This is a genomic window from Pseudomonas maumuensis, assembly GCF_019139675.1.
GTDB lineage: Bacteria > Pseudomonadota > Gammaproteobacteria > Pseudomonadales > Pseudomonadaceae > Aquipseudomonas > Aquipseudomonas maumuensis.
Genome location: NZ_CP077077.1, coordinates 3,598,572 through 3,614,552, shown reverse-complemented (window position 1 = coordinate 3,614,552; position 15,981 = coordinate 3,598,572). Strand labels below are relative to the sequence as shown.

At 65.8% G+C, this 15,981-nt stretch carries 20 protein-coding genes and 1 pseudogene; 12 read left to right on the top strand and 9 right to left on the bottom strand.

Annotated elements, in window-relative coordinates; translation table 11 throughout:
• Positions 1-22 precede the first annotated feature (22 nt).
• Positions 23-928: a LysR substrate-binding domain-containing protein gene (locus tag KSS90_RS16020; protein WP_217866362.1), complete on the bottom strand. Its 906-nt coding sequence runs from the start codon at positions 926-928 to the stop codon at positions 23-25.
• A gap of 103 nt (positions 929-1,031) precedes the next feature.
• On the opposite strand from KSS90_RS16020, the gene KSS90_RS16015 reads away from it, so the two are divergent.
• The 4 genes from KSS90_RS16015 to KSS90_RS16000 all read left to right on the top strand — a co-directional run bounded on the left by KSS90_RS16015 (position 1,032) and on the right by KSS90_RS16000 (position 3,402).
• On the top strand, positions 1,032-1,736 hold the full coding sequence (locus KSS90_RS16015) for an SDR family oxidoreductase (RefSeq protein WP_217866361.1): 705 nt from the start codon (positions 1,032-1,034) through the stop codon (positions 1,734-1,736).
• A 97-nt stretch (positions 1,737-1,833) separates the two neighbouring features.
• Positions 1,834-2,325: a GNAT family N-acetyltransferase gene (locus tag KSS90_RS16010; RefSeq protein ID WP_217866360.1), complete on the top strand. Its 492-nt coding sequence runs from the start codon at positions 1,834-1,836 to the stop codon at positions 2,323-2,325.
• Between the two features lie 47 nt (positions 2,326-2,372).
• The gene (locus tag KSS90_RS16005) at positions 2,373-2,726 is read left to right on the top strand and encodes an SH3 domain-containing protein (protein WP_217866359.1); all 354 of its coding nucleotides are present in this window, start codon (positions 2,373-2,375) and stop codon (positions 2,724-2,726) included.
• 484 nt (positions 2,727-3,210) lie between these two features.
• Positions 3,211-3,402, top strand: a complete 192-nt coding sequence (locus tag KSS90_RS16000) for a hypothetical protein (protein WP_031315428.1) — start codon at positions 3,211-3,213, stop codon at positions 3,400-3,402.
• A gap of 121 nt (positions 3,403-3,523) precedes the next feature.
• Here KSS90_RS16000 and KSS90_RS15995 read toward each other — a convergent pair whose 3' ends face one another.
• On the bottom strand, positions 3,524-4,441 hold the full coding sequence (locus KSS90_RS15995; RefSeq protein WP_217866358.1) for a LysR family transcriptional regulator: 918 nt from the start codon (positions 4,439-4,441) through the stop codon (positions 3,524-3,526).
• Between the two features lie 102 nt (positions 4,442-4,543).
• Here KSS90_RS15995 and KSS90_RS15990 point away from each other — a divergent pair, with 102 nt between their 5' ends.
• Positions 4,544-5,305 (top strand): sulfite exporter TauE/SafE family protein, encoded by a 762-nt coding sequence (locus KSS90_RS15990; protein ID WP_217866357.1) that lies wholly within the window; start codon positions 4,544-4,546, stop codon positions 5,303-5,305.
• A gap of 1 nt (position 5,306) precedes the next feature.
• Here KSS90_RS15990 and KSS90_RS15985 read toward each other — a convergent pair whose 3' ends face one another.
• The 4 genes from KSS90_RS15985 to KSS90_RS15970 form a co-directional block, all read right to left on the bottom strand.
• Positions 5,307-6,725, bottom strand: coding sequence for a GGDEF domain-containing protein (locus KSS90_RS15985; RefSeq protein ID WP_217866356.1), 1,419 nt, complete (start codon positions 6,723-6,725; stop codon positions 5,307-5,309).
• Positions 6,726-6,840: 115 nt separating this feature from the next.
• Complete coding sequence (locus tag KSS90_RS15980) at positions 6,841-8,670, bottom strand: SLC13 family permease (protein WP_217866355.1); 1,830 nt, start codon at positions 8,668-8,670, stop codon at positions 6,841-6,843.
• Between the two features lie 219 nt (positions 8,671-8,889).
• On the bottom strand, positions 8,890-9,270 hold the full coding sequence (locus KSS90_RS15975; RefSeq protein ID WP_046855049.1) for a glycine zipper domain-containing protein: 381 nt from the start codon (positions 9,268-9,270) through the stop codon (positions 8,890-8,892).
• A 73-nt stretch (positions 9,271-9,343) separates the two neighbouring features.
• Positions 9,344-9,523 carry a hypothetical protein gene (locus tag KSS90_RS15970; protein WP_046855050.1) on the bottom strand — a complete coding sequence of 60 codons (180 nt, stop codon included), beginning with the start codon at positions 9,521-9,523 and terminating at the stop codon, positions 9,344-9,346.
• A gap of 178 nt (positions 9,524-9,701) precedes the next feature.
• On the opposite strand from KSS90_RS15970, the gene KSS90_RS15965 reads away from it, so the two are divergent.
• Positions 9,702-10,052, top strand: coding sequence for a hypothetical protein (locus KSS90_RS15965; RefSeq protein ID WP_046855051.1), 351 nt, complete (start codon positions 9,702-9,704; stop codon positions 10,050-10,052).
• A 25-nt stretch (positions 10,053-10,077) separates the two neighbouring features.
• On the opposite strand, the gene KSS90_RS15960 is transcribed toward KSS90_RS15965, so the two are convergent.
• Positions 10,078-10,530: an Lrp/AsnC family transcriptional regulator gene (locus tag KSS90_RS15960; protein ID WP_217866354.1), complete on the bottom strand. Its 453-nt coding sequence runs from the start codon at positions 10,528-10,530 to the stop codon at positions 10,078-10,080.
• Positions 10,531-10,642: 112 nt separating this feature from the next.
• Here KSS90_RS15960 and KSS90_RS15955 point away from each other — a divergent pair, with 112 nt between their 5' ends.
• A complete protein-coding gene (locus KSS90_RS15955) occupies positions 10,643-11,257 on the top strand; it encodes a LysE family translocator (RefSeq protein WP_217866353.1) in 615 nt (204 codons plus the stop codon).
• 61 nt (positions 11,258-11,318) lie between these two features.
• Positions 11,319-11,786 (top strand): FAD/FMN-containing dehydrogenase, encoded by a 468-nt coding sequence (locus KSS90_RS15950; protein ID WP_217866352.1) that lies wholly within the window; start codon positions 11,319-11,321, stop codon positions 11,784-11,786.
• A gap of 1 nt (position 11,787) precedes the next feature.
• Here KSS90_RS15950 and KSS90_RS15945 read toward each other — a convergent pair whose 3' ends face one another.
• Complete coding sequence (locus KSS90_RS15945) at positions 11,788-12,537, bottom strand: SIR2 family NAD-dependent protein deacylase (RefSeq protein WP_217866351.1); 750 nt, start codon at positions 12,535-12,537, stop codon at positions 11,788-11,790.
• 126 nt (positions 12,538-12,663) lie between these two features.
• Here KSS90_RS15945 and KSS90_RS15940 point away from each other — a divergent pair, with 126 nt between their 5' ends.
• From KSS90_RS15940 to KSS90_RS15925, 4 genes and pseudogenes are all read left to right on the top strand, one after another.
• Positions 12,664-12,876, top strand: coding sequence for a PLDc N-terminal domain-containing protein (locus tag KSS90_RS15940; protein ID WP_217866350.1), 213 nt, complete (start codon positions 12,664-12,666; stop codon positions 12,874-12,876).
• A gap of 90 nt (positions 12,877-12,966) precedes the next feature.
• Positions 12,967-13,386, top strand: coding sequence for a RidA family protein (locus KSS90_RS15935; RefSeq protein ID WP_217866349.1), 420 nt, complete (start codon positions 12,967-12,969; stop codon positions 13,384-13,386).
• A gap of 117 nt (positions 13,387-13,503) precedes the next feature.
• Positions 13,504-14,004 (top strand): GNAT family N-acetyltransferase, encoded by a 501-nt coding sequence (locus tag KSS90_RS15930; protein WP_217866348.1) that lies wholly within the window; start codon positions 13,504-13,506, stop codon positions 14,002-14,004.
• Positions 14,005-14,159: 155 nt separating this feature from the next.
• Positions 14,160-15,039: pseudogene (locus KSS90_RS15925) on the top strand (DMT family transporter).
• Positions 15,040-15,046: 7 nt separating this feature from the next.
• Here KSS90_RS15925 and KSS90_RS15920 read toward each other — a convergent pair.
• Complete coding sequence (locus tag KSS90_RS15920) at positions 15,047-15,961, bottom strand: AraC family transcriptional regulator (protein ID WP_217866347.1); 915 nt, start codon at positions 15,959-15,961, stop codon at positions 15,047-15,049.
• Positions 15,962-15,981 lie beyond the last annotated feature (20 nt).

Here is a 15,981-nt window from a genome sequence, read left to right as displayed (position 1 = left end):
AAACGATTTGTTGCAAATGCCGCTACTCACGTGCCTGCGATTGCAACCAGTCGATGACCTGTTCAACCACTGATCCAGCCTGCGGCGCCTGGCTGGCGAGCAGGTGGAAGCCGGCATCGCTACGCAGTTCATGGCCATCCAGGGCCAGCACCAGGGTGCCGGCCTTCAGCGCGTTGTCCACCAGCAGGCGTGGTACCAGGGCGATGCCCATGCCTTGCTCGGCGGCCTCGATGGCGAGAATGGTCTGGGAGAACACCGGGCCATTGAAGCGCGTGCCCGGCAGGGCGTAGTGATCGAACCAGCGCTTCCAGTTGTTGTGGCTGTCGGAGATCAGTGGCTGCTGGGCCAGGTCGGTGGCGCGCCGCCAAGGCTGCTCGCCGCGCAGCGCCGGTGCGCACACCGGCACGGCGATGCCGGGCAGCAAGGGGCGGGCGTAGGCCTCGGCGAAGGGCGGTACGCCCCAGCGCACGGCGAGGTCCACCGCGCCTTTACCGCTAAGGGGGCGGGTGCTGTCGGACGCATCGATCATCACGGCCAGTTGTGGATGCGCCTGCGCCAGTTGCCCCAGGCGCGGGATCAGCCAGCGGCTGGCGAAGGCGGGGGTGGTGCTGAGCAGGACCTGTTGGGTGTCGCGCGGGTTGTCGCGCTCCAGCAGTTCGCAGGTGGCGTCCTCGACGATGTCCAGGGCCAGGCGCACGCGGGCCAGGTAATCGGCGCCATCCCGGTTGGGCCGTAGTCCTCGTGCCAGCCGCTCGAACAACGAGCGGCCGAGCTTGCTCTCGAGGGTGCGCACCTGTTGGGCGACCGCGCCCGGGGTGACGTGCAGTTCATCGGCGGCGGCGCGGAAGCTGCCCAGGCGGGCAGCGGCCTCGAAGGCCACCAGGTGGTTGATGATAGCGGGGGCGTTGCGTCGCTTGGGCGCGCTCATCCAGTAGATTTCCTGCAGGCTGATGGCAGTATTTGTGATTGGTGCGGGCAGGCGGATTCTGGCTTCATGGGCTGACTTGATCAACTCCCGTAAGGAGCAGCAGATGTCTTCTCAGAAAGTCGCAATCATCACCGCAGGTGGCAGTGGCATGGGGGCGCAGGCCGCGCGGCGGCTGGCTGCCGATGGTTTCAGGGTGGCGATCCTGTCGTCGTCCGGCAAGGGCGAGGCTTTGGCGGCCGAGCTCGGCGGCATCGGTGTGACGGGCTCCAACCAGTCGGTAGAAGACCTGCAGCGTCTGGTCGATACCGTGATGCAGCGGTGGGGGCGTGTCGATGTGCTGGTCAACAGCGCCGGACATGGCCCGCGTGCGCCGGTCCTCGAGATTAGCGACGAGGACTGGCACCGGGGCATGGAGGTGTACTTTCTCAATGTGGTGCGCCCGACCCGCCTGGTGACGCCGATCATGCAGCGGCAGAACAGCGGCGCCATCATCAATATCTCGACCTTCGCCACCTTCGAGCCGGACCCGGCGTTCCCGACCTCCGGCGTGTTCCGCGCCGGGCTGGCAGCCTTCACCAAGTTGTTCGCCGACCGTTATGCCGCCGATAACATCCGCATGAACAACGTGCTGCCGGGCTTCATCGACAGCTTGCCGGAGAAGGAGGAGTTCCGTAGCCGGATTCCCATGCAGCGGTATGGCAAGGCCGAGGAGATCGCGGCCACTGTCAGCTTCCTCGCCTCCGAGGGAGCGGGTTACATCACCGGGCAGAACCTGCGTGTCGATGGCGGCATTACCCGTTCGGTCTGAGTGAGGGCAGGGGCGCGAACCGCTGCGAATCGTGGTCGTGTTTTGTGAAACGCCACACTAGTATGGCGCCCCTGTTCCCGCTATCCGGATCCACCCCATGAGCACACCGATATTCCGTCAGGCCACGTCCAGCGACGTAGACCGCTGCTATCAGATCGAAACCTGCGCCTACGAAGGCGACGAAGCCGCCACCCGAGAGAAGATCGCTACGCGCATCGCCCAGTACCCGGAGGGGTTCCTGGTGCTGGAGGTCGACAGCCAGGTGATCGGCTTCATCAACAGTGGCTGTGCCGACGACGTGGTGATGTCGGACGAGGCCTTCAAGGAGTTGGTCGGGCATGATCCACATGCGCCCAACGTGGTGATCATGTCGGTGGTGCTCGACCCTGCGTATCAGGGCCTGGGCCATGCCAGCCGGTTGATGGCGCGTTTCGTCGAGCAGATGCGCGAGCGCGGCAAGGCGACCATCCACCTGATGTGCAAGGAGCGCCATGTCGCGCTGTACGCGAAGATGGGCTACGCCTACGTGCGCCCGTCGGCTTCCGACCATGGCGGCATGGCCTGGCATGAAATGGTCATGGTGCTGTAGGCGACCTTCGACTAGCATCGACGCTTTTCGCAGCCAGGGAGAGGCATGTGAAGTACGTCGTGATCGAGACACACCGCAGCGAATACCCTGCGCCCATTACCTTCGCCCGAGGCACGCCGTTGGACATCGGCCAGCGCTATGAGGGCGACGAGCAATGGCAGGATTGGTACTTGTGCAGTTGCCAGGGCCAAGAGCCGGGTTGGGTGCCTGCCCAGTTCATCGAGCGCCTCGGGGTGGGGCGGGGCCGGGCGCTGGAGGCCTACTCGGCCCATGAACTGGACGTCGATCCCGGCCAGCAACTCGATAGCTTGCGTCCCTTGAACGGTTGGGTCTGGTGCCGTCGGGTGAGCAATGGCGAGCTCGGCTGGGTGCCGCTGGCCAAGCTGCGCGTGCTGGCGTAGCGCAACGTTCTCGGGCTTGCGGGCCCATCTGATCCGCTTTTTTTCCACGAACCTGCATCTGTAACCGTATCAGCCGCCGCCGGACAATAAGCCCAGGCCCAGCCTTCCAATTCGGGGTGCGCTGGGCAGGCTGCCCCGCTGCACGACCGCAGCGGCCGGCCCCGCCGTTATGTCATCACACTGTAGAGGTTCCGATGGGCAAGCTCGCGCTGTTTCTGGGTGGTTTTCTGCTGCTGACTATCATGATTGGCCTGCTGGGCACCATTCCGCCAAGCTGAGCCGCCTCTTTTGCCTGTTTCGGCCCGTCTGGCGCAATGGCGGGCCAGACCCGTCCCTTCAGGTTTTCCCGCCCCACGCCGCGGTCGTCTAGACAAGCGGTAGCTGCAAGTCGTTCTCAAGTGCAAGTCGCTCGTGTAATCTCGCGCCCCCAATCCCAGGGCCCGGGCACACGGGCCATTCACTTGCCTTGGAGACAATACACACTATGGAATGCAAGAAAGGCACTGCAGCAATGCTGGAGTGGCGCGGTCGTTTTCTCGGCGAGGGCATCCTCCACGAAGAGGACTACGATCAGGCACTGCGCCGTGCCGAAGAGTTGGAGCGTTCCGGTGTGATCAGCGCAAGCGAATGGATCGAGTTGGTCAAGCTGGCCAACGTGGCCTTGCTGCGGTTGTAATTTTTCCTTCAAGGCTTGCGGAAACTGTCCACAAAAAACGTGGGTAGGTCTGTGGATAAAACGCTACAGGCCAGTATTGATGGGTTCTCTGCCAGATTGAGCATAAATTGAGCAGCCCTGCTCAGGGCTGCTCCCCTGGGTGCGGACGGGCTTCGCGCAGGGCCTGCAGCAGCTCGCGAGCCCTTGCTGGCAGGTCGCCGGCGGGGTAGACGGCATGCATTTGCGGGTCGTGCCCGTTGCTGGATGTCAGGTGGTAATCGGGGCACACCCGCACCAGGTGCCCGGCACGCACCTGCGGTTCCCCGAGCCAATCGGCCAACCGCGCGATGCCCGCGCCCGCCAAGGTGCTTTGCAGTACCGCCACCCCAGAACCCAGCCGTAGGCGCGGGCGTGGGCGCAGGCTGGAGATGCGCCCGTCCTTGCTGAAATGCCAGGCCTTGAGAATGCGCGGCGCCGTGTGCAGGATCAGCGCATGCCGTTCCAGGTCCTCCAGCTCCTGGGGCATGCCGGCCTGCGCCAGGTACTGGGGGCTGGCGTACAGGTGACGGCGATAACGCCACAGCGGGTAGCCGATCAGTTCGCTGGACTGCGGGAAGGCACCGCGGATCACGAAATCCAGTTTGCCCTGCAACGGATCCACGGCCTGGTCGCTGTACTGCACGTCGAGGGTGACGCGGGGGTGGCGCTGGGAGAAGGCTGCCAGTACCCCCGGCAGCACCTGCTGGGCCAGCACCTCGGGCGCGGCTAGGCGTATCCAGCCCTGGGCGTCGCCAGTCAGCGCGGCTAACTCATCGGCAGCGTCGCGTTGCACATCCAGCAAGCGTTCGGCGTGGGGTAGCAGGCGCTCCCCGGCCTCGGTCAATGACACGGCGTTGGCGCTGCGGTTGAACAGCTTGGCGCCGCTGTTATCTTCCAAAGCCTGCACGGCACGTGTCACAGCGCTGGGCGAACGACCCAGTGAACGGGCGGCGCTGACGAAGCTGCGCTTGTGCGCAACGCTGACGAACGCCTGAATTTCACGCAGCATGTCCAAGGCCATGCGAGGGACTCCTCGTTGCAGTTTTTGCAATATGGCATTTCAACACAAGCGCGTCGCTTTGATTAGTCTGACAGCCTGTTTTGTGCCGCCTGGACCCTCGAGATGATGGATATTGCCCTGCTTTCGCTGTTTGCCTTCGCCGCTGGCCTGATCGACGCTGCCGTGGGCGGCGGCGGGCTGATCCAGATTCCGGCGCTGTTCAATGTGCTGCCCAATGCCCAGCCGGCGGCGCTGCTGGGTAGCAACAAGCTGGCCTCGGTGTGCGGCACCACGTTCGCGGCGCGTTCATTCATTCGCAAGGTCAAGCTGGACTGGGGGTTGATCGTGCCGGCGGCGCTGAGCGCCTTCGTGATGTCGTTTTTCGGCGCGGCCACCGTGTCGTTGGTGCCGGCGAGCGTGATGCGCCCGTTGGTGCTGGTGCTGATCGTGCTGATGGCCGTCTACACCTTCTGCAAGAAGGACTTCGGCACCATGCACAAACCGCGGGGCATTGGCCGCAAGGAGCAGTGCCTGGCGGTGCTGATCGGTGGCGCCATCGGCTTCTATGATGGGCTGTTCGGGCCGGGCACCGGGAGTTTCCTGATCTTCCTGTTCATCCGCTTCTTCGCCCTGGACTTCCTGCATGCCTCGGCCTCGGCGAAGCTGGTCAACATCGCCACCAACCTGGCCGCACTGGTGTTCTTCATCCCGTCGGGCAATGTGCTGTGGGCCATCGCGCTGCCGATGGCGCTGTTCAACATTCTCGGCGCGCTGACCGGCACCTGGCTGGCGGTGCGCAAGGGCGTGGGTTTCGTGCGGGGGCTGTTCCTGGTGTTGCTGTGTGTGCTGATCGCCAAGCTGAGCTGGGACCTGCTGGCCACTTGACTCACATGACCTGGCGCTGCCCCTCGGCCTGTTCGACGCGGTTGCGGCCCTGGGCCTTGGCCCGGTAGAGCGCCTGGTCGGCGCTGGCCAGCAGCTCGTCGAGGCTGGGCGCCGGGGTGTCGGCGGCGCAGCCGCTGACGCCGATGCTCACGGTGATCCGCAGCGGCTGCCCGGCCTGCGCGATGTGTTGGTCCTGCACCGCCCGGCGCAGGCGTTCTGCGGTGAACCTGGCCAGCTCCGGCGCCAACCCCGGCACGACGATGACGAACTCCTCGCCACCCAGGCGGGCGAACAGCTCACCGTCGTGCAACTGATCCTGCAGGGTCATGGCGAATTGGCGCAGCACCTGGTCGCCGATCGCGTGGCCATGCTGGTCGTTGATGGTCTTGAAGTGGTCGATGTCGAGCATCATCAAGGTCAGCGGCGCTTGCTGGCGGTTGTCGAGCAAGGCGTGGGCGCGGCGGATGAACGCGCTGCGGCTGAGGGTGCCGGTCAGGTGGTCGATGGTCGCCTGGTGCGCCAGGCGCGCCATCAGGCTGCGGTTGGCGCTGCTGACGCAGGCCAGCACCAGCGGGCCGAGCACCAGCATGGCGATGCCCAGGCGCGCCGACATCAAGGTGGTGACCCCTGATTCGCTCTGCGGGATGTTGAAGTGCATCAGGTTCTGCGCCACCGCGACGATCAACGTGCTGCCCGCGCAGAGGGCCAGCAGCGAGACGAGAAAGGGCGAGTAGCTGAGCGCGCACCACAGCAGCGCGGCAATCGGGAAGGCGATGGCGCCGGGCCCACCGAAGAGGATGCTGACGCTCAACGAAGCCAGCAGCACCAGCAGCGGCGCCAGGCGTACTGGCTGGCTGGCACTACCGGGGCGGGTCAGGGCCCGGGGCGAGGGCGCGGTGAGCAGCACCGGCAGGACCAACACGCTGGTGGAGAACTGTTCGCTGAACCAGGCCAGCCAGGTGGCGCGCAGTGATTGTTCGAACCAGGGCGCGGCCATCACGCAGGCCAGGCTTGCGGCGACCATCGCGCCGACGGCGCAGGCGCCGAACAGGCACAGGGTGCCGTGCGGGGTGCGCAGGCGACGATGCACGCGCGGCAGCCGGGCCATCAGGTACCAGATGGTGACGATGGCGCCGAGGTTGCACAGGTTGAACCACAAGGCCGGGCGCCAGGCGCTGCCACAGGCCAGGTCGGCGCCGATCATGGCCAGGTAGACCAGGGCGAAGCCGCCAGGGGTGGCCTGGCGTGGGTTGCGCAGCAGTACGCCGGCGAGCACCGCGTTCACCGGCCAGAACAGCGACAGTGATTCGATCGGGCGGGCGAGAATGCCGCCCAGGGTCAGCGCCAGGGTCAAGCCGAACAGGATCAGGGGGGGCAGCAGGCGCGACGGGACTGGAGACACCATGGGCTCGACCGGCAAGCGAAAACAGAATCCAGGAAAACGGCTGTGGGCACCTGGGACGATGTCGTGTCAGTGTCTTTCAAGTGGTCAATTGATGTCAATTCGCTGCGAACCGCCCGGATCGTGCCGACGACTACAGCCCGAACACCCACGGCACCATCAGCACGGTCACCAGCATCACCAGCAAGGTGAACGGCACGCCGATTTTGACGAAGTCGGCGAAGCGGTACTGACCGGGCCCCAGCACCAGGGTGTTGACCGGCGACGACACCGGCGTCATGAACGCCGCCGACGCCGCCAGGGCCACGGTCATGGCGAACGGGTAGGGCGACATGCCCAGCTGCTGCGCGGTGCTCACCGCCACCGGGGCCATCAGCACCGCGGTCGCGGTATTGGAGATGAACAGCCCGATCAGTGCCGTGACGGCGAACAGGCAGCCGAGGATCACCCTGGGGCCGGCGTCGCCGAGCGCACCGACCAGCGCAGCGACGGCCAGGTCGATGCCGCCGGTCTTTTGCAGGGCCAGGGCAAAGGGCAGCATGCCGACGATCAGCACCAGGCTCTGCCAGTGGATCGCGCGGTAGGCGCTGTTCATGTCGATGCAGCGTCCTGCACCCATCAACAGGCAGCCGATCAGCGCGGCGATGACGTTGGGGACCAGGCCGCTGACCATCAGCCCGACCATCACCGCCAGGCTGATCAGCGCGTAAGGTGCCCGGGCCCGCGCCGGCGCCACCTGGTCGACTTCCGCCGGCAGGCTCAGCACCAGGAAGTCGCGCGGCTTGCTTTGCAACTGGCGCACCGCCTTCCACGGTCCGACCACCAGCAGGGTGTCGCCCAGGCGCAGTTTTTCTTCCACCAGTTGCCCCTCGATGCCTTGCTGGTCACGGCGCAGGCCGACCACGTTGAGGTCGTAGCGGGTACGGAAGGCCAGTTCGAGGATGCTCTTGCCGATCAGCTGCGAACCGGGGGGCAGCGAAATTTCCGCCATGCCCAGCTCCTGGGACTGGTCGATGAAGTAGGCGGCCTTGAAGTGCAGAGGTTCGAGCAGCATGGCCTGGCAAAGACTGCGCAGGTCGTCGCGGTTGGCGAACAGATCGAGCAACAGCACGTCGCCCTGCAGCAGCAGGGTACCCGAGTCGGCGCCGATCACTCGGGTGGTGAACTTGTGTTGACGCTCGATGCCGATCACGTTGGCGCCGTGGCGGGTGCGCAGCTCCAGCTCGCCAAGGGTGTGACCGATCAGTGGCGAATGGGGACGGATGCGCAAGCGCCGCTCGCGGCCATTGAGTTTGTAGTCCAGCACCAGGTCGAGCAAGGTGCGGCGGCTCTCGATCCGACCATCCTTGCGCACCTCGCCGTTGAGCCAGTGGCGGGTCAGCAGCATGTAGCCGATGCCGAGCACCAGCACCACCAGGCCGAAGGGGGTGAAACTGAAGAAGCCGAAGCCGCTCTCGCCGTGGCGCACCAGTTCGCTATGCACCACCACATTCGGCGGTGTCGCTACCAGGCTCAGCATGCCGCTGATCAGGCCGGCGAAGCTCAACGGCATCATCAGCCGGCTGGGCGAAAGCTGCAGGCGCGTGGCAATACTCAACACCACCGGGATGAAAATCGCCACCACACCGGTGGAACTCATCACCGAGCCCAGGCCGGCCACGGCCACCATCAGCAGCACCAGCAGGCGCGCTTCGCTGTTGCCGGCGCGTTCGCTCATCCATTCGCCGATGCGATAGGCGATACCGGTGCGCACCAGCCCTTCGCCGATCACGAACAGGGCGGCGATCAGTACCACGTTGGGGTCGCTGAAGCCGGCCATGGCCTGCTCCACGGTGAGGATGCCCGACAGCGGCAGGGCGACGATCACCAGCAGGGCGACCACGTCCATACGCGGGCGATTGAGGATGAACAGGACGACGACGACGGCGAGCAGGCCAAGGACCCAGAGCAGCTCATGGTTCATGGGGAGGGGGTGTTCCTTCACATCAGGGGCACGAAAGGCGATGGCCCTAGTGTGGCAGCTTGACGCGATGGCGTCGTTGACGTGCTGCAATGTTTTGCCGGGAGGCGTCGGACAATACGCACAACGGGCTTGCCCCGCGATGGCGTCGGCTCAGGTGTGCAAGGCACCTGTTCGGGCACTATCGCGGGGCAAGCCCGCTGTTACGGGAGCACGGGGGAATCAGTGACGACGCTTGTGCTTGCGGTTGTTGTCGCCCATGTGGTTGCCGATGGCGCCACCGGCCGCGCCGCCCAGGCCAGCACCGATGGTCGAACCGTTGGAGCCGCCGAGCTTGCCGCCGATCAGCGAACCGCCTGCCGAGCCCAGGCCGCCGCCGATGGCCGCTTCGGTACGGTTGCCCTTGCGCGCGCCCACCGCGCTACCGGCCGCGCCACCGAGGCCGGCGCCGATGGCCGCACCGGTGCTGCCGCCGATCTGTTTGCCCACGACATTGCCGAGGGCGCCACCCAGGCCGCCGCCGATGGCCGCGGTGCCGTCACCGGCGAAAGCACCCTGGCAGAGCAGCAGGCCGAGGGCGAGGGAAGGCAGAGTCAGACGCATGTTATGAACCTCAGGGGAGTCATCAGGGGTAGATTGCCGCGCGTTCGCGGCGAGTCAGGGTTGCAAGGACGCTTCAGCGGTAGTAGCGGTCACGGTACTGGCGGTCGTCATCGTCGCGGTCATGGCGATGGTGGTGACGGTGGCCACGATCACGGTCGCGCCAGCCATCGTCATCGTCGTGGTAATGGTTGCTGTAGCAGCCGCCGAGCAGCAGCAGGGTGGCGACCATGGAAAGGCTTGCAAGGCGTTTCATCACGTTATAGGTCCTTGATCCGCAAGGGTTTACGCGGTACCTCCTGAGACACGAGGCGATCGATTTGGTTCTTTGTCGCGCAAGATTTTATTGCGGCGGCGATGAACGGCGACGGCGATTCACCTGGTGCCTGGGCAATGCTAGAGTCACCTTCTTTTTTTTGTCCCGAGGATGGAACATGCGAGCAATTCTGCCGATCACCGTGGCGCTGCTGCTGGCGGGCTGTGCATCGTCGACCATGGAAGCGGCGCGCGGCGGCGCACCCACCGCGCAGTTGGATTCGCACAAGACACCGGATCTGGTGGCCCAGTGCATTCAGTTCAGCTGGCAGGAAGAGAACACCTTCGGGGTCGACGCCAGCGGCTACCTGGAGGCCCGTAAGCAAGGCGGTTTCACGGTTTATACCCGTGAAGCCGAGTCGTTCGTCGACGTCTACGCCCAGGCCGGCGGCACGCGGGTGGACTACTACGCGCAGAAGAACGACGGCATGGCCCTGCGCCGGCGCGCGGCAGCCGCCACCTGCCTGTAGGGCGCGTCCGGACAGTGGCCCAGGGTCACATCGGTAGCAGCCGGTCCTGAATCACTTCCTTCATCACCAGCGTCGAACTGAGGCGCTTCACATTGGGAATGCTGGTCAGTTGCTCGTCGTACAGCTTCTGGAAGGCCGGCAAATCCTTGGCCACCACGTGCAGCAGGTAGTCGGGGTCGCCGAACAGGCGCTGGGCCTCGACGATCTGCGGGATCTCCGCCAGCGCCGCCTCGAAGTCTGCTACTGGCTGGCGGGTCACCTCACGCAAGGTCACGAACACCAGCGCGGCGAAGTTCAGGCCCAGGGCCGCCGGGGCCAGGCGGGCGTGATAACCGAGAATGGCGCCTGCGTCCTCCAGCGCCTTGAGGCGCCGGTGACAGGGCGACAGGCTCAAGCCCACGCGCTCGGCCAGTTCGGTCACCGATAGGCGACCGTCTTTTTGCAGCTCGGCAAGGATCTTTCGATCGGTTCGGTCCACGGGGAAGATTCTTCCATTGTTTGGCTTGTTCCGGGGAATATACGAAAGAAAATCCCTGGGCGATATCCGTAGTCTTTCTTTCACCGAAACCTGTGTGAAAGGAAGGCTCGAAATGGCCATGAGTGTACTGACGGCGTTCTGGGCCGTTTCCCTGCTGTTCGTGATCACCCCCGGGGCCGATTGGGCCTACGCCATCTCGGCCGGCATGCGCGGGCGCTGGGTCGTGCCGGCGGTGGTGGGCATGTTGTCGGGGCATCTGCTCGTCACCCTGGTGGTCGCTGCCGGAGTCGGCAGCCTGATTGCCGGGCACCCGTTGGCGTTGACCTTGCTGACCCTGGCGGGGTGCGTGTACCTGTTGTGGCTGGGCGCCAACCTGCTGCTGAGCCCGGCCGTGCCCGAGGCGGGAGCGGGCGGTGGGCAGGACTCTGGGTCGCGTTGGGCATTCAAGGGCCTGTGCGTCAGCGGTCTCAACCCCAAGGTGTTCCTGCTGTTCCTGGCCTTGCTGCCGCAGTTCACCGACCCGCAGTCGAACTGGCCGTTGCCGCTGCAGATCCTGCTGCTGGGGTTGATGCACCTGGGCAGTTCGCTGGTGATCTACCTGATGGTCGGCTACGGCGCCAAGGCCGTGCTGCGCACCCGGCCTGCCGCGGCGCAGGCCGTGGGGCGCTTGTCCGGCGGGGTGATGATCCTGATTGCCGTGGGGCTGATTGCCGGGCAGTTGCGTTGAGCCTGTCAAGGGCGGTGGCTTGGGCTATGCTGGCGACCCTCACGATTCGGACCTGCATCTCATGAAATACGCCGCTGCACTTCTGCTCAGCCTGCTTGCGCTCGTGGCCCACGCCGCGCAGCCCGGCGAAACCCTCGCGCCCTGGACACTGCTCGATCAGTACGACCAGCCCTACAGCCTGGGGGCCGATACCCGGATTCTGTTGGTCGCCCGCGACATGGACGGCGCCAAGCTGGTCAAGGCGGCCCTGGGCGAGCAGTCCAAAGGCTACCTGGAGGCGCGGCATGCCGTGTTCGTCGCGGATATCCAGCGCATGCCGGCGCTGATCAGCAAGCTGTTCGCCATCCCGGCCATGCGCGACTACAGCTACCGGGTACTGCTCGACCGCGAAGGCCGGGTCGCCAGTCGCTATGCCGGGGACGAAGGCAAGGTGCTGTGGCTGGCGCTGGAGCATGGCGTGGTGGTAGCGCGCAACAGCTATGCCGATGCCGATGCCCTGAAAACCGCCTTGGACCAGGCTGGCCGCTAGCTCAGGCGAAGGCCTGACGCAGCAGTTGCGGCAGCACTTCACCCGCCTTGCCGGCCAGCATGAACGCCCGTGGGTGCTCGCAGGGCACCGGCTGCGGATTGACATGCACCACCGTCGCCCCCGCCGCCAGTGCCATGCGAGGTATCGAGGCCGCCGGCTGTACCAGGCCTGAGGTGCCTACCGACAGCAGTACATCGCACTGCCGCGCGGCGGCGAATGCCTGCTCCAGCACCGCCTCGGGCAACATCTCGCCAAACCACACCACACCGGGGCGCAGCGGCCCGGCGCAGCAAGCGCAGCGCGGTGGTTCGATACGGCAGCCGTGAGCGGCCGCCTCGGGCAGTGCCACGGGCTCATCCGCCGGGCGCGCGCAGTCCAGGCAGCGAAAGGCGTCCAGCCGGCCATGCAGGTGCAGCACGGCGTGGCTGCCGGCGCGTTCGTGCAGGTCGTCGACGTTCTGCGTTATCAGGGTCAACTGCGGCACATGCGCCGCCAGCGCGGCGATCGCCAGGTGGCCAGGGTTGGGCGTGGCCTTGGCGATCCCGGCGCGGCGCATCTGGTACCAGCCCCAGACCAGCGCCGGGTCGGCGCGAAAACCCTCGGCGCTGGCCAGTTGCGCCGGGTCGAAGCGCGCCCACAGGCCGGTCAGCTTGTCGCGAAACGTGGCGATGCCACTTTCCGCGGACACCCCGGCACCGGTGAACACCACCACGTGGCGCGCCTGGGCGAGCAGGGTCGGATCGAATGGCATGAGGGCTCCCGGGGGCGGTGCAGGGTGGTTGGCCACTGTGCCAGCGGGTCGCGGGCCGGACAAGATCCGAGTGAACCCTCGGCGCGTGCGACAACCCAAGCCAGTACAGCCAATAGGAGAAGACTCATGGAAATCGGAACAATCTGGTTCGTTGTCGCGCTCGTCGTCATCCTCCTGGAAATCTGGGCCATCTGGCACATCATCGGCAGCGACCGGCGCGCCGAACGCAAGATGCTGTGGGTGGTGTTCGTCGTCTATGCGCCGATTCCGGGCTTGTTGTTCTGGGCCTGGCGCGGGCCGCGGGCAGTGAAGGGCAGGGCGGTGTTGCAGGAAAAATAGGTGCCGCCCAAGGCGTGGCAGGCGGGGCTTGACCTCGACCTAACCTGAGGTTTGATACTTGGCCGCTCTTTCCATCGATGGAGCGATACCATGACCCAGCCAGCCGCCTTTGCCCTGAGCAACCCCGAAGGCCTCTACGATCCCAGTGGCAATGCCTATTCCCATGTCGCCGAGGTCCGCGCCGGCAGCCGCCTGCTGTATATCGCCGGTCAGGGCGGCGAGGACTTGCAAGGCAAGCTGTCGGCACGCTTCGACGAACAGGCGCGCCAAGCCTTGATGAACCTGAAGATCGCCCTGGCCTCCCGTGGGGCAACGCTGGAGCATGTGTGCAAGCTCACCCTGCTGGTGGTCGACCATTCCGAGGCGCGGCTGCGCCAGTGGGTGGCCGAGGCCGAGCGTGCCTGGGGCGGCAGAATGACCCCGACCTGCACCTTGATCCCGGTACCGCGCCTGGCGCTGGACGGCATGCTGGTGGAAGTGGACGCGGTGGCAGCCCTGCCGCAGGCGTGACAAAACCCGCATCCATCGTCGTGGCGACGAGCCGCGAGGATGGATGCATCGCCGCCCCGCTGCAAACGCCTGAGCGCCCAGGTAGACTCGCGCTCCCGCATTCATCGAGCCTGTTCCATGACCCTCCCTGTCGAATTGCTGCAGACCGGCCCCGAGCATGCCGACCTGGTACGCAACCTCTACCAGTTCTACGCCTACGAGTCCTCTGACTGGGAGCAGGAAGATGTCGAGGCGGATGGGCGCTTCTACCTCCACGAGCCGCACTTCACCCGCTATTGGCAAACCCCGGGCTGGAGCGCCAGCCTGATACTGGTGGACGGTTTCATCGCCGGCTTCATGCTCATCGAGCGCAGTGAACTACCCGGCATCGACGCCTGGGAGCTGGCCGACCTGTTCGTGCTCAAGAAATATCGCCGCCAGGGCGTGGGCCTGGCGGTAGCGCGGCGCACGCTGTGCGAGGGACAAGGCGACTGGTTGGTGCGGTGCTACGGCGGGGATGTTCCGGCCCTGGCGTTCTGCCAGGCGGTGCTGGCCGACCTGCCACGACCGGTACGGGAGATCGCCCTGGATGACGAGCCGGCGTTGCGTAACTTCCTGGTGACCTCGCAGCGGCACTGAAAGCTGTGGCTTTTGGGCGCGGTGCCTGGGGAAATCGGTTCGATCAGCGAACGGAATGTACCGGTTGGACCACAATGCTTTGTTCCTCCCGAAGGTTCTCTTCTAGAATCCGCCCATGCCCGGGCGCCATGCCGGGGCAATCGCCCGAGAGCCCCATGAGTTCCAGTACACCGCTGTCCGGAGTCAACCAGCCGCTGCGCGGCATCGCCCTGGTGGTGGTGGCCACCTTCCTGTTCGCCAGCCACGACGGTTTGTCGAAATTCCTCGGCGGGATCTACCCGGTCGTCATGGTGGTGTGGGTCCGTTACCTGGTGCATACCTTGCTGATGGCCGGGATCTTCCTGCCCAAGGCTGGACTGGCGGTTTTGCGCACCCGCCGGCCATTGCTGCAGACCTTGCGGGCGCTGAGCCTGCTCAGCACCAGCCTGCTGTTCACCGCCGGGCTGCAGTACCTGCCGCTGGCGGAGGCGACCTCGGTCAACTTCCTCGCCCCGGTGCTGGTCACCGCATTGTCGGTGCCGCTGCTCAAGGAGCGGGTGACCCTGGGGCAGTGGCTGGCGGTGGTGATGGGCTTCATCGGGGTACTGGTGGTGGTGCATCCGGGTGGGGCGATGTTCACCCCGGCGATCCTGTTCCCCTTCGGTTCGGCCTTGGGTTTTTGCTTCTAGTCAGTTGCTGACGCGCAAGCTGGCGGCCCATGACAGCCCGACCACCAGCAACTTCTACGCGGGCGTGTGCAACACCCTGATCATGACGGCGCTGGTGCCGTTCTTCTGGCAGACGCCGCAGTGGCCGCATGTACCGCTGATGCTGGCGCTGGGCGGCTGCGGGATGACCGCGCACTTGCTGCTGACCCAGGCGTTCCGCCATGCCGCGCCGGCGTTGCTGGCGCCGTTCAGCTATTGCCAGATCGTGTTCGCCGGGTTGCTGGGCCTGGTGGTGTTCGCGCAGGTGCCGGACAGTACCAGCCTGGTCGGTATCGCGGTGATCTGCCTCAGCGGGCTGGGGGCTGCCTGGATGCAGCGGCGGCGTTGAAAGGCCGTTACCCAGCGCGCCCTTCGTGCTGCTTGCGGTACGCCCCTGGCTGCACCCCGACGGCCTTGGCGAAGGCTCGGGTGAATGCCGCCACCGACTGATACCCGGCCTGCGCGCCTACCTGCTCGACGGTATTGCCGGCCTTGAGCAACTGGCAGGCATGGCGCATGCGCAGCGCCAGCAGCACCTGCCCGGGGGATTGTCCGGCCAGCTCGTTGAAGCGCTTGAAGAACGCCGAGCGCGACAACCCCGCGCAGGCCGCCATGGCCTCCAGAGTCCAGGCCTGGCCAGGCTCCTCGATCAAGCGTTCGAGCAAGCCGGCGAAGGCCGGTTGCCGGGCGAGGGCGATCAGCCCGCCCCACGACTGGCCGTCATGCACCTGCTGGCGCAGCACATAGAGGAACAACAGGTGGGTCAGGCGTTCGAGCAGCGCTTGGGACGGCTGCGGGCGCCGGCACTCCTCGAGGATCAGCCCGAACAGTGCCCGCGCCGCGCTGCCGGCAGGATCGCTCGCGCGCAGCAGGATCCAGTCCGCCAGGCCGTCGACGATCAGCGACGACAACCCGGACTGGAAATGGAAGAACCCGCACACCAGCCCCACGCCATCGCTGGCTTCGAGGTCCAGCGCCTGCATGCTCCGGCGCGGCTGGGCACAGGCATCGGCGGCATCCTCGTCGCCGGACAATCGATAGGTCAGGTCACGCAAGAGGAACACCGCATCGCCGCTCTCCAGGCGCACAGGCTGCGCCTGGCCGTCGATGTGCAGCCAGCAGTGGCCCTGCACCACCAGGTGGAAACTGGCCCGGCCCAGGCCTTGGGTGCTGGCGTGCCAGCCGCCGCAGTAGCGGCCCACATGGAACAGGCTGGCGTCGAGCTCCAGGCTCTCTAATAACCAATCGACGAGGGGGCTGGAAGAAATCATCTAATGCAAGGACTCTGGAG